Raw genomic sequence first — 19,927 nt, forward strand, 5'->3', positions numbered from 1 at the left:
TCATGCGCGCAGTCCGACGACGCTGCCGACGTACAGCATCGCGCCGATCACGACGGCGATGTAGACCAGCGTGACGAGGAGGAGCTTGCCGGCTCCCAGCTTCAGTCCGGCCTTGAGCGGCAGGTACGTCCAGCTGTCCTGGTTGTCGGCGACCAGGCCCCACAGCGCGGTCAGGAAGTGCACGCCGACGCCGAGCGCCGCGGCGAGCGCGACCATCGCCCACTCGGGCGGCCCGCCCGCGGACTCACCGGCCCAGCCGGCGTACGAGAGGTATCCGGGGTAGCAGGCGAAGGCGGCCGCCCACAGGACCCAGGAGAAGAGGCCCTTGCGCAGCAGTACGTTGGCGAGCATCCCGATCACCAGCGAGCCCAGGTAGAACAGCCCGGCGACGGTGCCCGAGGTCACCGAGAGCGGGATGACCAGCAGTACGCCGCAGCACAGCACGAACCAGACGCCGCCCGGTTCGAGGCGGCCGTCGGAGATCGGCTTGCCCTCACGCTCGTGACGGCGGTCGACGACCTGGTCGACGAGGTCGTTGTGCCAGCCGAGGACGGCCTGGCCGACGAGCACGGTGACCGCGATCAGCGTGACCTCGCGTGTGGTCAGCCCGGCGAGCACGGCGGCCACCGAGAGGCCGATGGCGGTGAGCACCGCCTGACGGGGGTGGGCGGAGCGGATGAGGAGGAACGGGGCCCAGTTGCCGATCTTGTCCATGACGCTCTCTCTGCCCGCCGAGGCATCAGGAACGGCCGACACGCTGGGCTGCGTCTCTTCCGGGTCCTGATCCTGGGCGTGCGACGACACGGTGAAGATGGTCTTGGGGGCGCTCTGCGATGCATTCGCCATGGCGGCAGTATCGGGCACTCGGCCGAGCCGCGCAGGACAACAGGCTGGCTACGACGAGATTTCGGCCCCGTTTCGAAATCAGCCATGCTGCCACTCTTCACCGGCCTGCGCGCGCGGAACCACACAACTTGTCAATCTGTCAACCCCAGATTGATGCCCTGACCTGCAGAAACACGGAATCCGAATTCTAAGATCCGTGGTAGACTTATGGTCCTAGGAAGGGGTACCTAAAAATATGACTTTCACCGTCGGCGAGACCGTCGTATACCCGAACCATGGCGCGGCCGTCATCGAAGACATCGAGATGCGCACCATCAAGGGCGAGGAGCGGCAGTATCTGGTCCTCCGCATCATCGCTCAGCAGGACCTCGTGGTGCGTGTTCCGGCCAACAATCTCGAGCTCGTCGGAGTTCGGGACGTCGTAGACAAGGACGGGCTTGATCGAGTCTTCGAGGTGCTTCGTGCGGAGCACGTCGAAGAGCCGACCAACTGGTCGCGTCGTTACAAGGCAAATCTGGAGAAGCTGCACAGCGGCGATGTCATGAAGGTCGCCGAGGTCGTGCGTGACCTGTGGCGTCGTGAGCGTGACCGTGGTCTCTCCGCCGGGGAGAAGCGCATGCTCGCCAAGGCACGCCAGATCCTCGTCTCGGAGCTCGCGCTGTGCGAGCACACCAACGAAGACAAGGCTGAAGTCCTCCTCGATGAGGTGCTGGCCAGCTGAAGCTGGTTTCGGTCTGCGTTACAGGCTCCGGGTCATCCCGGGGCCTGTTTCGCGTTCCGGGGCGGATACGGTGACGTCCATGGAGGACCCCTACGCCGACTATGACGAGATCGACGAGACCGCCGAGGTTCCCCCGGCTCTCGGGATCGTCGCCGAGGACGGCCGAGGATCGCTGCCGTTCGCGTTGATCCACGGTGAGGCGCTGGTCGCCGCGGCCACCTGGTCCCTCGGGGAGTCCGGAGTGACGCCGGTCGACTTCACCACCTCCTGGGAGGGGATCGTCGCGGCCGAGGAGCCGCTGGTCCTGCACGACGCGCTGTGCCCGATGACCCCGCCGGCCTTCATCGCCCACTGCGTCTCGACCGCGCTCGCCCGCGACGCGGTCGTCGTCGGCGTACGCCCGGTCACGGACACGGTCAAGAACCTCACCGTCGAGGACGGGGTGCCGGTGCTGGGCGCGACCGTCGACCGGTCCACGCTGGTCTCGGTCGCCTCGCCGATCGTCCTGCCTCCGGCCGTCGTCGCCGCCCTGGACGCCTGGCCCTCCGGCGACTTCGCCGACATCGCGGGTGCGCTGGCCCGCCGGTTCCCGGTCGTCTCGGTCGAGGCGCCGTCGGTCGGTCGCCGGGTGGCGTCGGCGGATGACGTACGCCTGCTGGAGTCGCTCAGCGCAGCAGCGCAGTGACCGCGCCGAGGTCGTCGGCGAAGGTCACCTTGAGGTTCAGCGGCGTGCTGGGGACCGCGACGATGCGTACGCCGGACGCGTAGCGCTCCAGCGTCGCGCCGGTGTCGGTGCCGTCGAAGCCGTCGGCCGCGGCCCGGGCGTAGGCGGAGAGCAGGTCGGCAGCCCGGAACGCCTGCGGAGTCTGTACGCCGACGAGAGCGCCGGCCACCGGCTGCAGGTCACGCGTCGAGAGGTGGGTGAGCGGCGCGGCGGGAATGGCCCCGCCGTGCTCGCGGGCGACCCCGATGACCGCGGCGAAGAGCTCGGGAGCGGCCAGCGGCCGGGCGGTGTCGTGGATCGCGACCACGTCGATCCCGCCCGCCTCGATGTCGGCCCGGAGCACACCGAGCGCGGCCTGCTCGGAGGCGTGGCGGGTGTCGCCGCCGGCGACCATCGCGACCTCGCGCTCGCCGAGCTGGGGCTGCGCGACCGCCGCGACCGCCTCCTCGTCGCCGCTGCGTACGACGAGGACGACGCGGGCCACGTCGGGCACCTCGAGGGCGGTCCGGAGGGAGAGGCCGAGGGCGGAGGAGGCCGGATCGTCGGAGCCGTCGAGGGGGAGCAGCACCTTGTTGGTGGCGGCCCCGACACGGGTGCCGGATCCGGCGGCCAGGAGTACGAGAGCGGCAGGCACACCAGGAGGCTATCCGCCCCGGCGCCAGGCGTCGGCCGATGGGCCGGGCGACGGTGTTTACGCACCCGTAACAGAGTGAAACAGGAGGTGACCACGACGCCCCATAGCGTTCAAGATCCACCGAAGGGAGGACCCGACGAATGTCGACGAAGCGGCTCGGGCCGGCGACGTCATGAGCGAGCGCCAGCGAGCGACCATAGGCCTCAGGCCGGCGGATCCGTACTCTTGGCCCTTTCCTACGGAGGCGCCGGCATGAGTGCCAGTGCCCACCGGGACGACCAGGGAGAATGGCAGTCCGTCTGCCCGGTCGACGCGCTCGAGGTGAAGCGCGGCGCCACAGCACTGGTCCACGGCCAGGCCATCGCCATCTTCCGGATGCCCGACGACGTGGTCTACGCCTTGGGCAACCACGATCCGTTCGCCAAGGCGTCGGTGATCGCCAAAGGCATCGTCGGGGTCCGCGACGGGGTCCCGTTCGTGGCCTCGCCGGCGCACCGGCACGGGTTCGACCTACGTACCGGGCAGTGCCTGGACGACCCCCACGTGAGCATCCCGGCCTACGAGGTCCGGGTCGTCGACGGGCTCATCCACGTCGGCCACCGCAAGATGGCCTGAGTCCCATCTGGGAGACTGCGGGCGTGCAGCTTCCTCTGGTCGGCATCGGGACCGACGTACACAGCCTCGCCGACGGTGTCCCGATGCACGTGGCGGGCCTCGCCTTCCCCGACGAGTCGCAGGGCCTGGCCGGCCACTCCGACGGGGACGTCGCCGCCCATGCCTGCTGCGACGCGCTCTTCTCCGCCGCGGGTCTCGGTGACCTGGGGTCGAACTTCGGCACCTCCGAGCCCGAGTGGGCCGGCGCGGCCGGGGTGGTGCTGCTGGCCGAGGCGGCGCGAAGGGTCCGGGAGGCCGGCTTCGAGATCGGCAACGTCGCGGTCCAGGTGATCGGCAACCGGCCCAAGATCGGTCCGCGGCGCGACGAGGCCAACCAGGCGCTCTCCGCGGCGGCGGGCGCCCCTGTCACGGTCACCGCGACGACCTCCGACGGCCTCGGGCTCACCGGCCGCGGCGAGGGCGTCGCCGCGATCGCAACCGCGCTCATCGTGCGTCGCGATAAGTAGGGAACACCCGTACGTCCCTAGACTTGGGGCATGGCACTCAGGCTCTACGACTCGGCGACCCGTGAAGTACGTGACTTCACCCCCTTGCAGCCCGGCAAGGCGTCGCTCTATGTCTGTGGCCTGACCGTGCAGAGCGAGCCGCACGTCGGGCACGTGCGCAGCGGGGTGAACTTCGACGTGCTGCAGCGGTGGCTGCGGGCGTCGGGCTACGAGACCACGTTCATCCGCAACGTGACCGACATCGACGACAAGATCCTGGCGAAGTCCGCCGACCAGGGCCGTCCCTGGTACAACCTCGCCTACGACATGCACCGCGAGCTCGACGCCGCGTACGCCTCGCTCAACGTCGCCCCGCCGACCTACGAGCCGCTGGCCACCGGTCACATCCCCGAGATCATCGCCTTGATCGAGGAGCTGATCGCGAAGGGCCACGCCTACGCCGCCGAGGACGGCACGGCCGACGTCTACTTCGACGTGCGCTCCTGGCCCTCCTACGGCGAGCTGTCGGGCCAGAAGGTCGACGACATGGAGGCCGCCGCCGACGCCGACCCGCGGGGCAAGCGCGACCCGCGCGACTTCGCGCTGTGGAAGGGGCGGAAGGTCTCCGAGCCGGAGACCGCCTCCTGGCCCTCGCCCTGGGGGCTGGGACGCCCCGGATGGCACATCGAGTGCTCGGCGATGGCCGGGAAATACCTCGGTCCGGCCTTCGACTTCCACGGCGGTGGCCTCGACCTGCGCTTCCCCCATCACGAGAACGAGCAGGCGCAGTCCCGCGCCGCCGGCCGGCCCTTCGCCAGCTACTGGCTGCACAACGCCTGGATCACCACCTCCGGCGAGAAGATGTCGAAGTCGCTGGGCAACTCGCTGGTCATCCCCGAGGTCCTGAAGAAGGTACGCGGCATCGAGCTGCGCTACTACCTGGTCGCGGCCCACTACCGGTCCCACGTCGAGTTCTCCTTCTCCGCCTTGGACGAGGCGGCGCTGGCGTTCCAGCGGATCGAGGGCTTCCTGGAGCGGGCGGCGTCGGTGATCGGGGAGATCCCGGCCGACGGTGTCGCGTGCGCCGACTTCGTCAACGCGATGGACGACGACCTCGGCACCCCGGCCGCGGTGGCGGCCCTGCACGAGGTCGTGCGCGAGGGCAACAAGCTGCTCGCCGAGGGCGACAGCCCCGCGCTGCGCGGCGTCGCCGCGAGCGTCCGCGCGATGCTGGACATCCTCGGTCTCGACCCTGCGGACCCGTCATGGGGTCCGCGGAGCGGTGACGACGAGAAGCTGACCGGTGCGCTGGACGTACTGGTCCGCGGGGTCCTGGACGAGCGTGCCGAGGCGCGCGCCGCCAAGGACTGGGCCCGCGCCGATTCCTTGCGAGACCGGCTCAAGGACGCCGGGATCGAGATCGAGGACACCCCTGAGGGTCCGAAATGGAGCGTTAACTGATGGCAGGCAACTCCCAGCGTCGCGGAGCGATCGCGAAGGGACGCAAGAAGGGCGCCACGACGGGCTCGGGTGGCAACCGTCGCCGTGGGCTCGAGGGCAAGGGACCGACGCCGAAGGCGAAGGACCGGCCCTACCACAAGGCCCACAAGGCGGCCCAGGCCGCCGAGCAGCGGGCCAACAAGGGTCCGCGCAAGCGCGCGGCCGGCGACGCCGAGTGGATCATCGGCCGCAACTCCGTGGTCGAGGCACTGCGTGAGGACGTACCGGTCAACGGGATCTACGTCGCCGAGGGTGCCGAGCGTGACGGGCGGCTGCGCGAGGCGTTCATGCTCGCCTCCGAGAAGGGTATCTCGCTGCTCGAGGTGACCAAGGTCGAGCTCGACCGGCTGACCGGCTTCAACGGCCACCAGGGTCTGGCCGCCCGGATCCCCGCCTACGAGTACGCGCACGCCGACGACCTGATCGACCGTGCGGCCGAGATCGGGGAGAAGGCGCTGATCGTGGCGCTCGACCAGGTCACCGACCCGCGCAACCTCGGCGCGATCGTCCGCTCCGCGGCCGCCTTCGGCGCTCACGGCGTGGTGATCCCGGAGCGGCGTGCCGCAGGCATGACCGCCGCCGCCTGGAAGACCTCGGCCGGTGCCGCCGCCCGGATCCCGGTCGCTCAGACGGTCAACCTGACCCGGCAGCTGAAGGCCTACCAGGACGCCGGCTGCATGGTCATCGGGCTCGACATGGAGGGCGACATCACGCTGCCCGAGCTGGGCGCCCCCGACGGCCTGGCCGACGGTCCGCTGGTGATCGTGGTCGGCGCCGAGGGCGGCGGCCTGTCGCGCTTGGTCCAGGAGACCTGCGACCAGATAGTGTCGATCCCGATGGCCAACTCCGTAGAGTCCCTCAACGCCGGCGTCGCTGCGTCGGTGGTGCTCTACGCGGTCGCGGAGGCCCGCCGCTGACTTCTCGCCGCACTCTGCTTCGTGGCCTCGCCGTCTGGGCGGGGCTAGGAGTGCTGTGGCTCGTGCTCACCGTCGGGTCGAGCGCGTTGCTCTTCCTGTCCAGCGAACGCCCGGTCGTGCTGGCCGGTCACGACTCGGTCCTGCGCCCGACGCTGTCGGGCAAGGCGATCATCCACACCGGACCGGTGCTGCCCGACGTACGCCTGGACGTCGAGGGCCCGATCGGTGTCGACGTCACCCTCGGGAAGACAGAGCTGAGGTCGATGGACGAGCTCTTCGAGCGCTACGCCGTCCTCGGCTCGGCGCCCGACGGCCAGCGCGCCGTCGTGGTGGAGCAGGTCGAGTCGATGCTCGTCGCGGCCGTGATCCGCGGTGCCGCGATCTCCTTGGCGATCGTCGCCGGGGGCGTCCTGCTGTGGTGGCTGCCCGGCGCCCAGCGCCGCGCCGACCTGCGCCGACGCGTGGCCGAAGCAGCCCGTACGCGGCACGGTCTCACCACCGCGGGCGTCGGTGCGGTCACGGTGGCGGTGCTCGCGGTCGCCGTCTGGCAGCCCTGGGGAGCGTCCGGAGCGCCGGCCGCGGACAAGAGGTCCGAGCCGGTCGCCGGCGACTGGACCCCGTTGGCCCGCTTCCTCGGCACGGAGATCCCCGTGCCCGACGAGCTGGCCGACGTGGAGGTACGCGGCGACGCCTACGCCATCCAGACCCGCAGGCTCGTGGCCAGCGCGGTCGACACCTACAACTCCAGCCGGACCTTCTACGAGAAGGTGGTCGACAAGGTGCCCGACCTGGCGCTGCGGGAGCCGGCCGAGGACGAGACCGTGGCGGTCGTCGTCTCCGACCGCCACGACAACGTCGGCATGGACTCGGTGGTGCGCGCGATCGCCGACGAGGGCGGCGCGACCGGCATCCTCGACGCCGGCGACGACACCTCGACCGGGTCCGACTGGGAGACCTTCTCCCTCGACTCGCTCACCGACGCCAGCGACGGCCTGGACAAGTGGGCGGTCACCGGCAACCACGACCACGGGCCGACGGTCGGTCGATACCTGGCCGACAAGGGCTGGACCATGCTCGACGGCGAGGTCGTCGACGGGCCCGGAGGCTCGACGCTCCTCGGGGTCCCCGACCCGCGCACCAGCGGCCTCGGCAACTGGATCGACGAGAAGGGCGTCAGCTTCGAGGAGGCCGGTTCGAAGCTGGCCGACATCGCCTGCGCCTCGATGGACGACGGGAAGCCGGTCGCCACCCTGCTCGTCCACGACCCCTCCCTCGGCCGCGAGACCCTGCGCCGGGGCTGTGCGACGCTCGTCGTCGGCGGCCACCGGCACGTGCACCTGGGCCCGCGCGACGTGACCGGCGAGAACGGTCAGGTCGGCTGGACCTACACCAACGGCACCACCGGCGGTGCGGCGTACGCCTTCGCCATGGGGAAGATCCGCCGCACCGCCGAGGTCAGCCTGATCACCTACGCCGACGGGCAGCCCGTCGGTATCCAGTCCGTCGAGCTGGAGACCAACGGCGCCCTCACCGCCCACGAGTACGTCCCGTTGGAGGGTGCCGACCGGTGAGCCGGGCCACGTGGCCCTCAGCGGGTCACTGGTTCTCCAGCGGCAGGCCCGGCGGGTTGATCTCGGACTTCTCCACGGCCTCGTTCGACAGGCCGTAGGTCTTCAGCCAGGTCGCGTACTGACCGTGCTCGATCAGGTAGTTGATCGCGTCGGCCAGCGCCTCGACCAGCCCGCTGTCCTTCTTGGTGGTCGCGGCGATCAGGCCCTGCAGCGACGCGCCCGCGCCGGAGAACGTGCCGGCGTTGCGGAACGTGTCACCGGTCCCGGCGATCTGGTAGGCGATGCCCGGGTTGGGCCCGAAGTAGGCGTCGATCTGACCCGACTCCAGGGCGGTCCAGGTCGCGGAGTTGTCGGGGAAGTACTTCACGTCCAGCTTCTTGCCCTCGGCCTTCAGCTTGGCCTGCCACTCGAGCAGGATCTTCTCCTGGTTGGTGCCCGAGCCGACCGCGACCTGGAGGCCGTCCAGGGTGCGGTAGTCGCCGCCGAACTCCCAGGTCGAGGAGCCCACGGTGGCGAAGCCGAGGTTGTCCTGGCGGTAGGAGGCGAAGTCGTACTTCTGCTTGCGCTCCTCGGTGTCGGTCACGTTCGAGATGGCGACGTCGCTGGTGCCGGCGTCGAGCCCGACGAAGAGGTTCTCCCAGGTGGCGTTGTCGAGCTCCGGCTTCAGTCCGAGCACGGCCGCGATGAGCCGGCCGAGGTCCGGCTCGGTGCCGGTGAGCGTCTTGTTGTCGGTGCCGACGAAGGCCAGCGGCGGGAACCCGGCCGGCAGCGCACCCTGGCCGATCTTGAGGGTGCCGCGGTCGAGGATCTCCTGCGGCACCTTCTTCCGGATCTCCTCGACGACCGGGACCTCGATCGTGGTCGGCTTCGCGGCGTCCCCGGCGACCTCGCCGATGCGTACGCTGGTCGTGCCGCCACCGGACTCCGTCCCGCTCTCGTCGTCGGAGCCGCGGGTGATGAGGAACGCGGCGACGATCGCGATCACCGCCACCACCGCGACGGCGGCGACGATCAACGGCGTCCGGCGACGTGGCGGGATCTCGGGTGTCGCGGGCTTCTCCGCGGTGGTGTGGGTCGTGGTGTCGGGTTCCGTCTTGCTGTCAGGTTCGGTCTTGGTGTCGTCGGACATGGCTGATCTCCTAGGTGGTGGGGTTAGCGGACCTTGCCGAGGAACTCGCGGGTGCGAGCGTTCTGAGGGTGGTCGAGCACCTGGGCCGGCGGCCCCTGCTCGACCACGACGCCGCCGTCGATGAACACGACGTGGTCGGCGACGTCACGTGCGAAGCCGATCTCGTGGGAGACGACGACCAGCGTCCTCCCGCTCCGGGCGAGCTCCTTGATGACGGCGAGCACCTCGCCGACCAGCTCGGGGTCGAGGGCGGAGGTGGGCTCGTCGAAGAGCAGCAGGTCGGGCTCGAGCGCGAGCGCGCGGGCGATCGCGACCCGCTGCTGCTGGCCGCCGGAGAGCTGGCGGGGGTAGTCGGTGCAGCGGTGCTTCAGCCCGACGCGGTCGAGCAGGTCGTACGCCTTCGTGTAGGCCGCGTCCCAGCCGGCGACCTTGTGCGCGAGCAGCGGTTCGGCGACGTTGGCGGCGACGGTGAGGTGAGGGAAGAGGTTGAAGCTCTGCGCGACGAACCCGATCCGGGCGCGCTGTCGGCGCACCTGCCGCGGGCTCAGCTCGTGGAGGCGGCCGTCGTGCTCGCGTACGCCGATCAGCTCACCGGCCACCGAGACATAGCCCAGATCCAGGGTCTCGAGGTGGTTGAGCGTACGCAGCAGCGTGGACTTGCCCGACCCGGACGGTCCGATGACGACGGTCACCGTCCCCGGAGCCAGATCGAGGTCGATCCCCTTGAGGACCGGGTGCGGGCCGAAGGCCTTGTGCGCGTTGCGGACGCGTACGCCTTCGGTGATCTTCTCGGTGGTCTTCTCGGTGGTGGTCATCGGCGGACCTCCCAGCCGCGGGAGTAGTGACGCTCGACGTAGTGCTGGAGGACGGAGAGGACGGCGGCGAGGAGGAGGTACCAGGCGGTGCCGACCAGCAGGATGGCCACCTTGTCGCTCACATGGGTGCTCTCGAGCTGGTAGACGATGCCGAAGAGGTCGACCAGGGAGACGTAGTAGACCAGCGAGGACGCCTTGACCAGGCCGATCAGCTGGTTGACGTAGCCCGGGACGATGCTGCGCAGGGCCTGGGGGAGCACCACCTGGCGCAGGCGTCGCCACGGGGAGAGGCCGAGCGCGTTGGCGGCTTCGATCTGGCCGTGGTCGACGGAGAGCAGCCCGCCGCGGATGATCTCGGCGGCGAAGGCGGCCTCGTTGAGGCTGAGTCCGACGACGGCGGCCACGAACGGCACCAGCAGGCCGTCGACGTCATAGGAGACCAGGCTCGGCCCGAACGGGATGTTGATCCCGATCCGCGGGAAGAAGAGGGAGGCGTTGAAGATGATGATGAGGAGTACGACGAGAGGCAGCGACCGGAAGAACCAGATGTAGAACCAGCTCAGGGCGTTGACCAGCGGGTTGCCCGACAGCCGGCCCAGGGCCAGGATCACGCCGCCGACGAAGCCCACGACCGCGCTGACCGCGGTCACCTCGAGGGTGACCAGCAGTGCGTCGAGGACCACGTCGAGCGTGAAGTAGTAGGAGATCCGGTCCCACTGGTAGGCCGGGTTGGCCGCGAGCGCGCGGACCGCCTCGACGGTGAGGGCGAGAACGATCGCGGTGACGACCCAGCGGCCGTAGCGGCGACGCGGCGCGACTCTCCTGGTGGCCAGCGGATCCTCTGGTGGTGCTGGTGGGTCGGCCTCGGTCGTGGCCGGCGTGGCGGTGGTGGTCATGGCTTCCTCGGGTCTCTGGGGGACCGCCAGACAAAACACATAATGTCTAGCGAGTTGCTAGAGAATAGGATGCCGTGCGTGACCACTGACGCGCGACCGATTGCTGAGACGAGCTCCGTTCTGGACAACATCGTCTGGGAGTCCCTCCTCGGGCCGAACCGGCATCTGGGGGAGATCTGCGGGCTGGCTGCCCGTTACGACCCGGAGGTGGCCGCGTTCGCCGGCATCGCCGAGGACTCACCGCAGGCGTGGGCGGATCTCGCAGGCCTCCTCGGGCCGGGCGGGACCTGCTTCTTCACCTCGCCGCGGCCGGTGCGCCCGCCTGCCGGATGGGAGGTCCTCGGCGGTGGCGAGGGGGTGCAGATGATCGATGCCGGGGTCGTCGCCGTGCCCGACGCCGACGTCGCTGTGTTGGGAGCGGACGACGTCCCGGAGATCCTCGACCTGGTCGCGCGCACCAAGCCCGGACCCTTCGAGCCGCGCACGATCGAGATGGGCACCTATCTCGGCATCCGCGCCGGCGGTCGTCTCGTCGCGATGGCCGGCGAGCGCAACCATCCCCGCGGCTGGACCGAGATCAGCGCGGTCTGCACCGACGCCGACTTCCGTGGGCAGGGGCTCGCCGGCCGGCTGGTCCGGGCGGTGACGTACGGCATCAACCAGCGCGGCGAGCGCGCCCTCCTGCATGCCAGCGGCACCAACGAGAACGCCATCCGGCTCTACCGCTCCCTCGGCTTCGCCCTCCGGCGCACCACCAACTTCGCCCATCTCCGTGCGCCGGGGTAGGGGCGTCGGCTGCGCACAACCGGCGGTGACTGGCTACGATTGTCCCGCCGTCGCGGAGACGTACGGCATGCCGGTGTAGCTCAGTTGGTAGAGCGTTCGCCTTGTAAGCGAAATGTCGCGGGTTCGACTCCTGTCACCGGCTCCATCCACTACTTGCCTCAGCGGAGCTGGGTGACCTCGTACGTCGTCGGCGGGTTGGCGATGTCGTCCTGGGAGGCGACGAGCTCGAGCTCGCGGCGACCCGACTTCAGCGTCCGGTCGAGGATGGCGAAGAGGGTGTTGGCGGTGCGGCCGAGGGCGGCCGGGGTGGAGCCGGTCGAGAGCAGGTGGGAGAGGTAGACCGCGGCGGTGACGTCGCCGCCGCCGTTGGGCGAGATCGGGAGCAGCGGAGTGGTGACCGACCAGGCGCCCTCGTCGGAGACCGCGACCAGGTCGAGGTGGGTGGGGTCCTTGGTGATCACCGAGGTCACGAGCACGTTCGACGGGCCGGACTCGCGGACGATGTCGACCGCGGCGAGCACCTCCTGCAGGGTGTCGGTGGACTCGAGACCGGCCAGGAAGTTGAGCTCGAAGTGGTTGGGCGTGATCACGTCGGCGGCGGGCACGACCTCGTCGCGCATGAACTCCGGGATGCCCTCGCGCACGAACATCCCGCGCCCGACGTCGCCCATCACCGGGTCGCAGCAGTAGAGGGCCCGCGGGTTGAGCGCCTTCACGCGGCGTACGGAGTCCAGGATGATCGCGCCGACCGCCGGGTCGCCCTGGTAGCCGGACAGCACCGCGGAGACGGTGGAGAGACCGTCGCGCTCGGAGATCCCCTCGATGACCTCGGCGACCTGGTCGGCGGCCACGACCGGTCCACGCCACTCGCCGTAGCCGGTGTGGTTGGAGAAGTTGACCGTGAGCACCGGCCAGACCTCGTGACCGAGGCGCTGGATCGGGAAGACGGCCGCCGAGTTGCCGACGTAGCCGAAGGCCACGTGCGACTGGATGGAGAGGATCTGCATGGAACCAGTCTCCAACAGTCGGCTCAGGCGGCCTTCTTCTGGGCCTTGTTCGAGGCCTGCTTCTTGGGCGGGTCGTTGAGCATCCAGGCCGCCAGTGCGCCGCCGATCGCTCCGAAGAGGTGGCCCTGCCAGGAGACCCCGGTCTGCCCGGGGAGTACGCCGAGGAGCAGGCTGCCGTAGGCCAGGAAGATGAGTACGCCGATGACGATCTGGCCGATGCGGTGGCTGAACAGGCCGCGCATGATCAGGTAGACCAGCCAGCCGAAGATCAGCATCGAGGTGCCGGCGGTGATGCTGCCCGGGGGCGACATCAGCCAGACGCCGACACCCCCGACCACCCAGATGATCAGCGTCGCGACGATCCCGCGGCCGACGCCCGAGGCGAGCACCAGGAAGCTGAGGACGAGCGCGGGCAGGGTGTTGCCGTAGAGGTGGGCCCAGCCGAAGTGGAGCACCGGGGCGAAGACGATCCCGAGCAGGCCGGCGTCGGTGCGTGGCTGGATGCCGAGCGAGTCGAGCTGGTGGCCGCTGACGTAGTCGGTGGCCTCGAGCACCCACAGCATGGCGACGAATCCGAGTGACCAAACGCCGGCCCGAAGCCAGTTGGCGCGTTTGGCCGGCGTGGGGGAATCCTGGCTCACGGGCGAAATCCTACCTACCGCTCCACAGCGGCGAGTCGTTGCTCGAGGCTCCCGTAGAGGTAGGGGACCGCGGCGGGGTGGGGTCCGGTCTCGTAGAGCTCGGTCGCGAGGGCTCGCGGCGACTCCCCGGCGTGGTCGGCCGCCCAGGTGCCACCGCCCCCGGTGATCCGCCCGCCGTCGAGGGGCAGCACCGCGTCCGGCGCCAGCGCGACCCAGTGTCCGCCGTCGTCCTCGAGCCAGGCAACCGGCACCGCGTACGCCTCGCCCTCGGTCAGGTCGGCGTCGATCGAGATCCGGCGCCCGATCGGGTGGGCTCCCTGCCGGCTCCACAGGACCGTGGTGACCTCGAGCCGATCCGTGTCGTCAGGACCCGCCGTGCCCAGGACGAGGTGGTCGGCGAAGGTCGCCCAGTCGCGTACCCCCGTGGCGGGGTACTCCGGCGGACCGGCCCGGTCCAGCAGGACCCGGCCGCCGAGCACGGCCGCCCAGGCGACGAGCAGGAGCACGACGACGGTGCCGGCGATCGTGAGCCGGCGTGAGACCGACAGCGTCGGACCGGTGATGTTCTCGCCCACGTGACCCCCGTTCACCGCGCCGATGGGCCGATGGCGCCGATCCTAATCCGACAGTGCCCTATTCAGGCAGGGACCAGTCGATCGGGGAACCGCCCTGTTCCACCAGGAGGGCGTTGGCGCGGGAGAACGGCCGGGATCCGAAGAACCCGCGGCGCGCGGAGAGCGGCGAGGGGTGGACCGACTTGATCGCGGGCACCCCGTTGAGCCGCGGCTCGAGGTTCTGCGCGTGCCGGCCCCACAGGATGGCGACCAGCGGTCCGCCGCGGCGGCCGAGGACGTCGATCGCCCGCCCGGTCACCTCCTCCCAGCCCTTCTTCGAGTGTGACGCGGGCGCGCCGGGCCGCACCGTCAGCGAGGTGTTGAGCAGCATCACCCCGCGGTCGGCCCAGGTCGAGAGGTCGCCGTGCTCGGGCATCTTCAGGTCGAGGTCGGTGGCCAGCTCGGCGTAGATGTTCCGCAGCGACGCGGGCAGCGGACGTACGTCCTTCTCGACCGCGAAGCTGAGCCCGATCGGATGCCCGATGGTCGGGTAGGGATCCTGGCCGACGATCAGGACGCGTACGTCGCGCAGCGGGCGCCGGAAGGCGTTGAAGATCCGGTCGCCGTCGGGGAGATAGGGGCGCCTGGCCGCCAGCTCGTCGCGCAGGAAACGGCCCATCTGCTCGATCTGCGGCTCGGCCGGCGCCAGCGCCTCGGCCCAGTCGGCAGCCATCAGGCCCTTGTCCACGAGTCCGGCGAGTGCGCTCATTCCCTCAACATATCGTTCGCCACGCCCAGGGACCCTGGATAGGTTGTGGTGTATGAAGTTCGGACTCTTCATCCCGCAGGGATGGCGCTTTGACCTCGTCGGCATCGACCCGGCCGACCAGTGGACCACGATGAAGGATCTGGCGCTCCACGCCGACGCAGGGAGCTGGGAGTCGGTCTGGGTCTACGACCACTTCCACACCACCCCGGAGCCCTCGGACCAGGCGACCCACGAGGCCTGGAGCCTGATGGCCGGCCTCGGCGCGGTGACGTCGCGGGTGCGCCTCGGCCAGATGTGCTCCTGCATGTCCTACCGCAACCCGGCCTACCTGGCGAAGGTCGCCGCGACCGCCGACCACATCAGCGGCGGCCGGATCGAGATGGGCATCGGCGCGGGCTGGTACGAGCACGAGTGGCGGGCCTATGGCTACGGCTTCCCGGAGGCCCGTGACCGGCTCGGGATGCTCCGCGAAGGCGTCCAGATCTTCCAGCAGGCCTGGACCACGGGCGTCTCGTCGCTCGACGGGAAGTACTACCAGGTCGACGGCGCCATCTGTCAGCCGCTGCCGATCCAGAAGGGTCGCTCCGGGATTCCGCTGTGGATCGCGGGTGGTGGCGAGAAGGTGACCCTGAAGATCGCCGCTCAGTACGCCGACTACACCAACTTCGCCGGCGATGCCGAGACGTTCCAGGCGAAGTCGGAGATCCTGCGCGGCCACTGCGACAACCTCGGCCGCGACTTCGGCGAGATCACCCGCTCCGCCAACTACAACGTCTTCATCGGCGAGACCGAGAAGGACGTCCAGGACAGGATCGACTGGTACGCCGACCACCTCACCAAGTCGCTCGGCGAGGCCGCCGGCGCGGAGCACGCCCGCCGCAGCGGCAGCCAGGGGCTGACCGGCACGCCCGAGCAGATCGTGGAGAAGCTCAAGGCGATGGAGGAGCTGGGGATGACGTACGCCATCACCTACTTCGGCGACGCCGCCTACGACCGCTCCTCGATCGAGCTCTTCGAGTCTCAGGTCGTTCCCGAGTTCGCCTGAGCGACGCCTGCCGACACCGCCACGGACGTTTACAACGCCGTGGCGGGCCGGTAGGAAGACTCACATGAAGATGACGACCCTCCTCGGGGGAGCGGCGGTCGCCGCCGGCGTGGTCGCCGCTCGCGACCTGACCCAGCGCAAGCACGCGATCCTGCGGAACTTCCCGGTGATCGGGCATGCGCGCTACCTGATGGAGAAGATCGGACCGGAGCTGCGGCAGTACATCGTGGCCGACAACGACGAGGAGCGGCCCTTCAGCCGCGACCAGCGGCGTTGGGTCTATGCCTCGGCCAAGGGGCAGAACAACTACTTCGGCTTCGGCACCGACAACGACATCGAGCATGCGCAGGGCCACATCCACATCAAGCACCGTACGTTCGCCGATGCCCTGCCCGACGACCACGACCCGGCCGCCGAGCTGCCGTCGGCGAAGGTGCTCGGCGGTCCGCGCGGGCGCGCGAAGGCGTTCCGGCCGGCGTCGGTCGTCAACATCTCGGCGATGTCGTTCGGGTCGTTGTCCGGTCCGGCGATCACGGCGCTCAACCGGGGTGCCAAGCGGGCCGGAGCGATGCACAACAGCGGCGAGGGCGGCATCTCCTCCTACCACCTCGAGGGTGGTGCGGATCTGGTGATGCAGATCGGCACGGCGTACTTCGGGTGCCGGAACGCCGACGGCACCTTCTCGATCGACCGGCTGAAGGAGCGGGTCGCCACCGCGCCGGTCAAGGCGATCGAGATCAAGCTCTCCCAGGGTGCGAAGCCGGGGCTCGGCGGGCTGCTGCCGGCCGCCAAGGTGACCCCGGAGATCGCCGAGATCCGTGGCATCGAGGTCGGCAAGGACTGCGCGTCCCCCTCCCGGCACTCGGCCTTCCACGACGTCGACTCGATGCTCGACTTCGTCGAGATGATCGCCGCCGAGACCGGGCTGCCGGTCGGCATCAAGTCGGCGGTCGGCGAGATGGAGTTCTGGCAGGAGCTCGCCGGCACGATGCGGTCGGGGGAGCGGGGCGTCGACTTCATCACCGTCGACGGCAGCGAGGGCGGCACCGGCGCGGCGCCGCTGATCTTCTCCGACGCGGTCGCGATGCCCTACCGGATCGGCTTCTCGCGCGTCTACGGCACCTTCGCCGAGCTCGGCCTGACCGACGCGGTCACCTTCATCGGATCGGCCAAGCTCGGTCTGCCGGAGAACGCCGCCGTCGCCTTCGCGCTCGGCGCCGACATGGTCAACGTCGGCCGCGAGGCGATGATGTCGATCGGCTGCATCCAGGCACAGAAGTGCCACGAGGACACCTGCCCCACCGGCGTCGCGACCCAGAACAAGTGGCTCTCCGGTGGCCTCGACCCGATGGACAAGGGCGACCGCTGCGCCAGCTATCTCAGGACCCTGCGCCGGGAGCTGATGAAGGTCTCCGCCGCCGTCGGCGTCGCCCACCCGGGCCTGATCACGCCGCACGACATCGAGGTCATGAACGGCGACTACGAGTCACGCACCCTCGCCGGCGTCTACGGCTACAAGGACCACTGGGGTGCCCTCGGCCCCGAGGTGACCAGCCAGCTCCTCGACGTCGTGCACCCGCACCGCACGTTCAACGAGAAGCCGACCACCGCCTGAGCGCCGAGGCGTCACGTACGTCGGTCGAGCCGTCACTCGCGTCGGCCGAGTGGGCACCCAGGTGCCCACTCGGCCGACGCAGCTGACGTCTCGCCGAGGGGGCTCACTCGCCGGCGTAGCGGGCGCCGATGGACTCGCGGATCATGTCCATCTGGCGCATCAGGCTGAGGGTCTGGGAGTGGGGGACGAGCGGGGACTCCAGGAGGCCCTCGCGCAGGCACCGCTGGACCTCGGCGATCTCGTTGCCGTAGCCGGCGCCGATGACGGGCTCGTCGCCGACGATCTCGACGGGCTCGTCGCCGTTGGCGGGCTTGAAGACCGCCGAGGACGGGTGGTGGAAGTCGGTCAGCTCGATCCGGCCCTGGTCGGTGGCGATGGCGGCCGCGCGGGAGGAGTAGGAGGTGACCGAGGAGACCATGGTGGAGAGCTCGTTGCCGGCGTACTTCCCGGTCATCACCAGATCGAGGTCGAAGGTGCCGCCGTCGGCGCCCGTGCCGATGTTGGCCTGAGCGGTCAGCGACCGGGCCTCGCCGAAGAGCAGGTGGGCGAAGGTGAGCGGGTAGATGCCCATGTCGAGCAGCGCGCTGGCGCCGAGAGCGGGGTCGAGGAGGCGCTGGTGCCGCTCGGGGTCGGCGACGAAGCCGAGCTCGGCGTGTACGTGGCGGGGGTGCCCGAAGCGGCCCGACCTCACGTCGGCGACGAGGCGCCGGATGATCGGGTTGGTGGCCATCCACATGGCCTCCATGAGGAACAGGTTCTTGGAGGTGGCCAGGTCGACCATGGTCTGGGAGTCGGCGGCGTTGAGCGTCAGCGCCTTCTCGCACAGCACGTGCTTGCCGGCCTCCAGCACGAGGGTGGCGTGCTCGAGGTGGTGGGAGTGGGGGGAGGCGATGTAGACGACGTCGACGTCCTCGTCGGCGGCCAGCTCCTCGTAGGAGCCGTGCGCGCGGACCGGGCTGGTGGCGGCGTACTCCTTCGCGAACGTCTCTGCGGACTCCGTGCTCCGTGAGCCGACGGCCACGAGTTGACCGTCGGGGACGAGCATCAGATCGGTGGCGAGGGAGTGGGCGATCCGGCCGGTGCCGAGAATTCCCCACCTGATCGGGTCAGAGTTGGTGGTCACGCGTCGACTCTAGCCACCTGAGCAGGGTCGGTGCTTCGCGGTTAGTGGCTGTTGGGCGGAAGGACGCTCTTGTTGTGGTTGCCCGGCACCGCGGCGAGCTCCTCGAGGAAGGTGTCGGCCCAGTGGCGTACGTCCCTGGCAGCGACCTGCTTGCGCATCGCCCTCATCCGGCGGGTGAGCTCCTTGGGCTCGGCCTCGTAGGCCTCGAGCAGCGCGGCCTTCATCCCGTTGATGTCGTAGGGGTTCACGAGCCAGGCCTGACGCAGCTCCTCGGCGGCGCCGGCGAACTCGGAGAGCACGAGCGCGCCGTCGTCCTCGTAGCGGCAGGCGACGTACTCCTTGGCGACCAGGTTCATCCCGTCGCGGTAGGGGGTGACGACCATGATGTCGGCGGCACGGTAGAGCGCGGCCATCTCGGCGCGGGGGAGCGACGTGTGGAGGTAGGAGATCGCCGGGCGGCCGATGCGGCCGAGGTCGCCGTTGAGTCGGCCGACGAGGCGGTCGATGTCGTCGCGGAGCTTGCGGTACTGCTCGACGCGCTCGCGGGACGGCACCGCGACCTGGACGAAGATGACGTCCTCGACGTCGAGCTTGGTGTCGCGCAGCAGCTCGCCGAAGGCGCGCAGCCTGGCGTAGATGCCCTTGGTGTAGTCGAGCCGGTCGACGCCGAGCATGATCTTCTTCGGGTCGCCGAGCTGCTGGCGGATCTCCTTGGCGCGCTGGTTGACGCTCTCGTCGTGGGCCATCTCGTCGAAGCCGATGAAGTCGATCGAGATCGGGAACGCGGCCGCGTGCACGGTGCGTCCGTCGGGGAGATAGACCAGGTCGCGGTGGGTCTTGTGGCCGACGCGCTGGCGCACCAGACGGACGAAGTTCTGCGCCGCCTGGGGGAGCTGGAAGCCGACCAGGTCGGCGCCGAGGAGGCCCTCGAGGAGCTGCCGGCGCCAGGGGACCTGCTGGAAGAGCTCGGCCGGCGGGAACGGGATGTGCAGGTAGAAGCCGATGCGCAGGTCGGGGCGGAGCTCGCGCAGCATCTGCGGGACCAGCTGGAGCTGGTAGTCCTGCACCCAGACGGTGGCGCTCTTGGCGGCGACCTCGGCGCACTTCTCGGCGAACCTCTTGTTGACGCGCTGATAGCCGTCCCACCATTCCCGGTGGAACTCCGGCTTGGCGACGACGTCGTGGTAGAGCGGCCACAGGGTGCCGTTGGAGAAGCCCTCGTAGTGCTCCTCGATGTCCTGGGCGCTCATCGTCATCGGCAGCAGATGGAGGCCGTCGTCCTCGAACGGCTCGAGCTCCTCGTCGGTGCCGCCGGGCCAGCCGATCCAGACGCCGTCGTTGGCCCGCAGGACCGGTTCGAGGGCACTGACCAGGCCCCCTGGGGAGCGGCGCCACGCCTTCGTGCCGTCCGGCATCTCCACTCGATCGACGGGGAGCCGATTGGCCACGATTACCAGGTCAGCCTGCACATCTCCGACTGTAACGGACCGGATCAGGGTTCGGTGCGCTGTCGTTCCACTCGCCATTTCCCGGG

The 19,927-nt window shown here is 69.8% G+C and carries 21 protein-coding genes and 1 tRNA gene; 11 read left to right on the forward strand and 11 right to left on the reverse strand.

What is annotated here, in order from left to right:
- On the reverse strand, window positions 1-846 hold the full coding sequence (locus UG56_RS20105; protein WP_045548353.1) for a UbiA family prenyltransferase: 846 nt from the start codon (window positions 844-846) through the stop codon (window positions 1-3).
- A gap of 235 nt (window positions 847-1,081) precedes the next feature.
- On the opposite strand from UG56_RS20105, the gene UG56_RS20110 reads away from it, so the two are divergent.
- Both UG56_RS20110 and UG56_RS20115 read left to right on the forward strand, forming a co-directional pair.
- Window positions 1,082-1,567, forward strand: coding sequence for a CarD family transcriptional regulator (locus UG56_RS20110; RefSeq protein WP_008360791.1), 486 nt, complete (start codon window positions 1,082-1,084; stop codon window positions 1,565-1,567).
- Window positions 1,568-1,646: 79 nt separating this feature from the next.
- A complete protein-coding gene (locus UG56_RS20115; protein ID WP_256206786.1) occupies window positions 1,647-2,252 on the forward strand; it encodes a 2-C-methyl-D-erythritol 4-phosphate cytidylyltransferase in 606 nt (201 codons plus the stop codon).
- Here UG56_RS20115 and UG56_RS20120 read toward each other — a convergent pair.
- The gene (locus UG56_RS20120) at window positions 2,233-2,925 is read right to left on the reverse strand and encodes an IspD/TarI family cytidylyltransferase (RefSeq protein WP_045548351.1); all 693 of its coding nucleotides are present in this window, start codon (window positions 2,923-2,925) and stop codon (window positions 2,233-2,235) included. The two genes, UG56_RS20115 and UG56_RS20120, sit on opposite strands and share 20 nt — an antisense overlap.
- Before the next feature lie 252 nt (window positions 2,926-3,177).
- On the opposite strand from UG56_RS20120, the gene nirD reads away from it, so the two are divergent.
- From nirD to UG56_RS20145, 5 genes are all read left to right on the forward strand, one after another.
- Window positions 3,178-3,540, forward strand: coding sequence for a nitrite reductase small subunit NirD (nirD, locus tag UG56_RS20125; RefSeq protein WP_045548350.1), 363 nt, complete (start codon window positions 3,178-3,180; stop codon window positions 3,538-3,540).
- Window positions 3,541-3,563: 23 nt separating this feature from the next.
- Window positions 3,564-4,046 (forward strand): 2-C-methyl-D-erythritol 2,4-cyclodiphosphate synthase, encoded by a 483-nt coding sequence (gene ispF / locus UG56_RS20130; protein ID WP_045548349.1) that lies wholly within the window; start codon window positions 3,564-3,566, stop codon window positions 4,044-4,046.
- A gap of 30 nt (window positions 4,047-4,076) precedes the next feature.
- Window positions 4,077-5,486 (forward strand): cysteine--tRNA ligase, encoded by a 1,410-nt coding sequence (cysS, locus tag UG56_RS20135; protein WP_045548348.1) that lies wholly within the window; start codon window positions 4,077-4,079, stop codon window positions 5,484-5,486.
- A complete protein-coding gene (rlmB, locus tag UG56_RS20140) occupies window positions 5,486-6,442 on the forward strand; it encodes a 23S rRNA (guanosine(2251)-2'-O)-methyltransferase RlmB (protein ID WP_045548347.1) in 957 nt (318 codons plus the stop codon). The genes cysS and rlmB overlap by 1 nt, the downstream gene beginning before the upstream one ends.
- A 62-nt stretch (window positions 6,443-6,504) precedes the next feature.
- A complete protein-coding gene (locus tag UG56_RS20145; protein WP_256206787.1) occupies window positions 6,505-8,013 on the forward strand; it encodes a metallophosphoesterase in 1,509 nt (502 codons plus the stop codon).
- 25 nt (window positions 8,014-8,038) lie between these two features.
- Here UG56_RS20145 and UG56_RS20150 read toward each other — a convergent pair whose 3' ends face one another.
- Genes UG56_RS20150 through UG56_RS20160 form a run of 3 tightly spaced genes read right to left on the reverse strand, consistent with a single transcriptional unit; the run spans window position 8,039 to window position 10,853 of the window.
- Window positions 8,039-9,142, reverse strand: a complete 1,104-nt coding sequence (locus tag UG56_RS20150) for an ABC transporter substrate-binding protein (protein WP_084101354.1) — start codon at window positions 9,140-9,142, stop codon at window positions 8,039-8,041.
- A gap of 23 nt (window positions 9,143-9,165) precedes the next feature.
- Window positions 9,166-9,957, reverse strand: coding sequence for an amino acid ABC transporter ATP-binding protein (locus UG56_RS20155; RefSeq protein ID WP_045549873.1), 792 nt, complete (start codon window positions 9,955-9,957; stop codon window positions 9,166-9,168).
- Entirely contained in the window at window positions 9,954-10,853 is a 900-nt protein-coding gene (locus tag UG56_RS20160) for an amino acid ABC transporter permease (protein WP_045549874.1), read from the reverse strand. Before UG56_RS20160 ends, UG56_RS20155 begins: the two co-directional genes overlap by 4 nt.
- Window positions 10,854-10,922: 69 nt before the next feature.
- Between UG56_RS20160 and UG56_RS20165 the strand changes: the two genes are divergently transcribed.
- Both UG56_RS20165 and UG56_RS20170 read left to right on the forward strand, forming a co-directional pair.
- Window positions 10,923-11,639, forward strand: coding sequence for a GNAT family N-acetyltransferase (locus UG56_RS20165; RefSeq protein ID WP_045549875.1), 717 nt, complete (start codon window positions 10,923-10,925; stop codon window positions 11,637-11,639).
- Between the two features lie 69 nt (window positions 11,640-11,708).
- Window positions 11,709-11,784 (forward strand) — tRNA-Thr (locus tag UG56_RS20170).
- A 13-nt stretch (window positions 11,785-11,797) separates the two neighbouring features.
- Here UG56_RS20170 and pdxY read toward each other — a convergent pair.
- Genes pdxY through UG56_RS20190 form a run of 4 tightly spaced genes read right to left on the reverse strand, consistent with a single transcriptional unit; the run spans window position 11,798 to window position 14,610 of the window.
- Window positions 11,798-12,646, reverse strand: coding sequence for a pyridoxal kinase PdxY (gene pdxY / locus UG56_RS20175; protein ID WP_008360814.1), 849 nt, complete (start codon window positions 12,644-12,646; stop codon window positions 11,798-11,800).
- Window positions 12,647-12,669: 23 nt separating this feature from the next.
- Window positions 12,670-13,287 (reverse strand): rhomboid family intramembrane serine protease, encoded by a 618-nt coding sequence (locus UG56_RS20180; protein WP_045549876.1) that lies wholly within the window; start codon window positions 13,285-13,287, stop codon window positions 12,670-12,672.
- Window positions 13,288-13,301: 14 nt separating this feature from the next.
- Entirely contained in the window at window positions 13,302-13,862 is a 561-nt protein-coding gene (locus UG56_RS20185) for a hypothetical protein (protein WP_143055126.1), read from the reverse strand.
- A gap of 58 nt (window positions 13,863-13,920) precedes the next feature.
- Complete coding sequence (locus UG56_RS20190; RefSeq protein ID WP_045549878.1) at window positions 13,921-14,610, reverse strand: uracil-DNA glycosylase; 690 nt, start codon at window positions 14,608-14,610, stop codon at window positions 13,921-13,923.
- A 52-nt stretch (window positions 14,611-14,662) separates the two neighbouring features.
- Here UG56_RS20190 and UG56_RS20195 point away from each other — a divergent pair, with 52 nt between their 5' ends.
- Window positions 14,663-15,655 carry an LLM class F420-dependent oxidoreductase gene (locus tag UG56_RS20195; protein WP_045549879.1) on the forward strand — a complete coding sequence of 331 codons (993 nt, stop codon included), beginning with the start codon at window positions 14,663-14,665 and terminating at the stop codon, window positions 15,653-15,655.
- A gap of 64 nt (window positions 15,656-15,719) precedes the next feature.
- Window positions 15,720-17,270, forward strand: a complete 1,551-nt coding sequence (locus UG56_RS20200; protein WP_045549880.1) for an FMN-binding glutamate synthase family protein — start codon at window positions 15,720-15,722, stop codon at window positions 17,268-17,270.
- 103 nt (window positions 17,271-17,373) lie between these two features.
- Here UG56_RS20200 and UG56_RS20205 read toward each other — a convergent pair whose 3' ends face one another.
- Window positions 17,374-18,393 (reverse strand): Gfo/Idh/MocA family protein, encoded by a 1,020-nt coding sequence (locus tag UG56_RS20205; protein ID WP_045549881.1) that lies wholly within the window; start codon window positions 18,391-18,393, stop codon window positions 17,374-17,376.
- A 41-nt stretch (window positions 18,394-18,434) separates the two neighbouring features.
- Window positions 18,435-19,919: an alpha,alpha-trehalose-phosphate synthase (UDP-forming) gene (locus tag UG56_RS20210; protein WP_045549882.1), complete on the reverse strand. Its 1,485-nt coding sequence runs from the start codon at window positions 19,917-19,919 to the stop codon at window positions 18,435-18,437.
- Window positions 19,920-19,927 lie beyond the last annotated feature (8 nt).

The sequence above is a fragment of the Nocardioides luteus genome (assembly GCF_000960475.2).
In the GTDB taxonomy this organism is placed as follows: Bacteria; Actinomycetota; Actinomycetes; order Propionibacteriales; family Nocardioidaceae; genus Nocardioides; species Nocardioides luteus_A.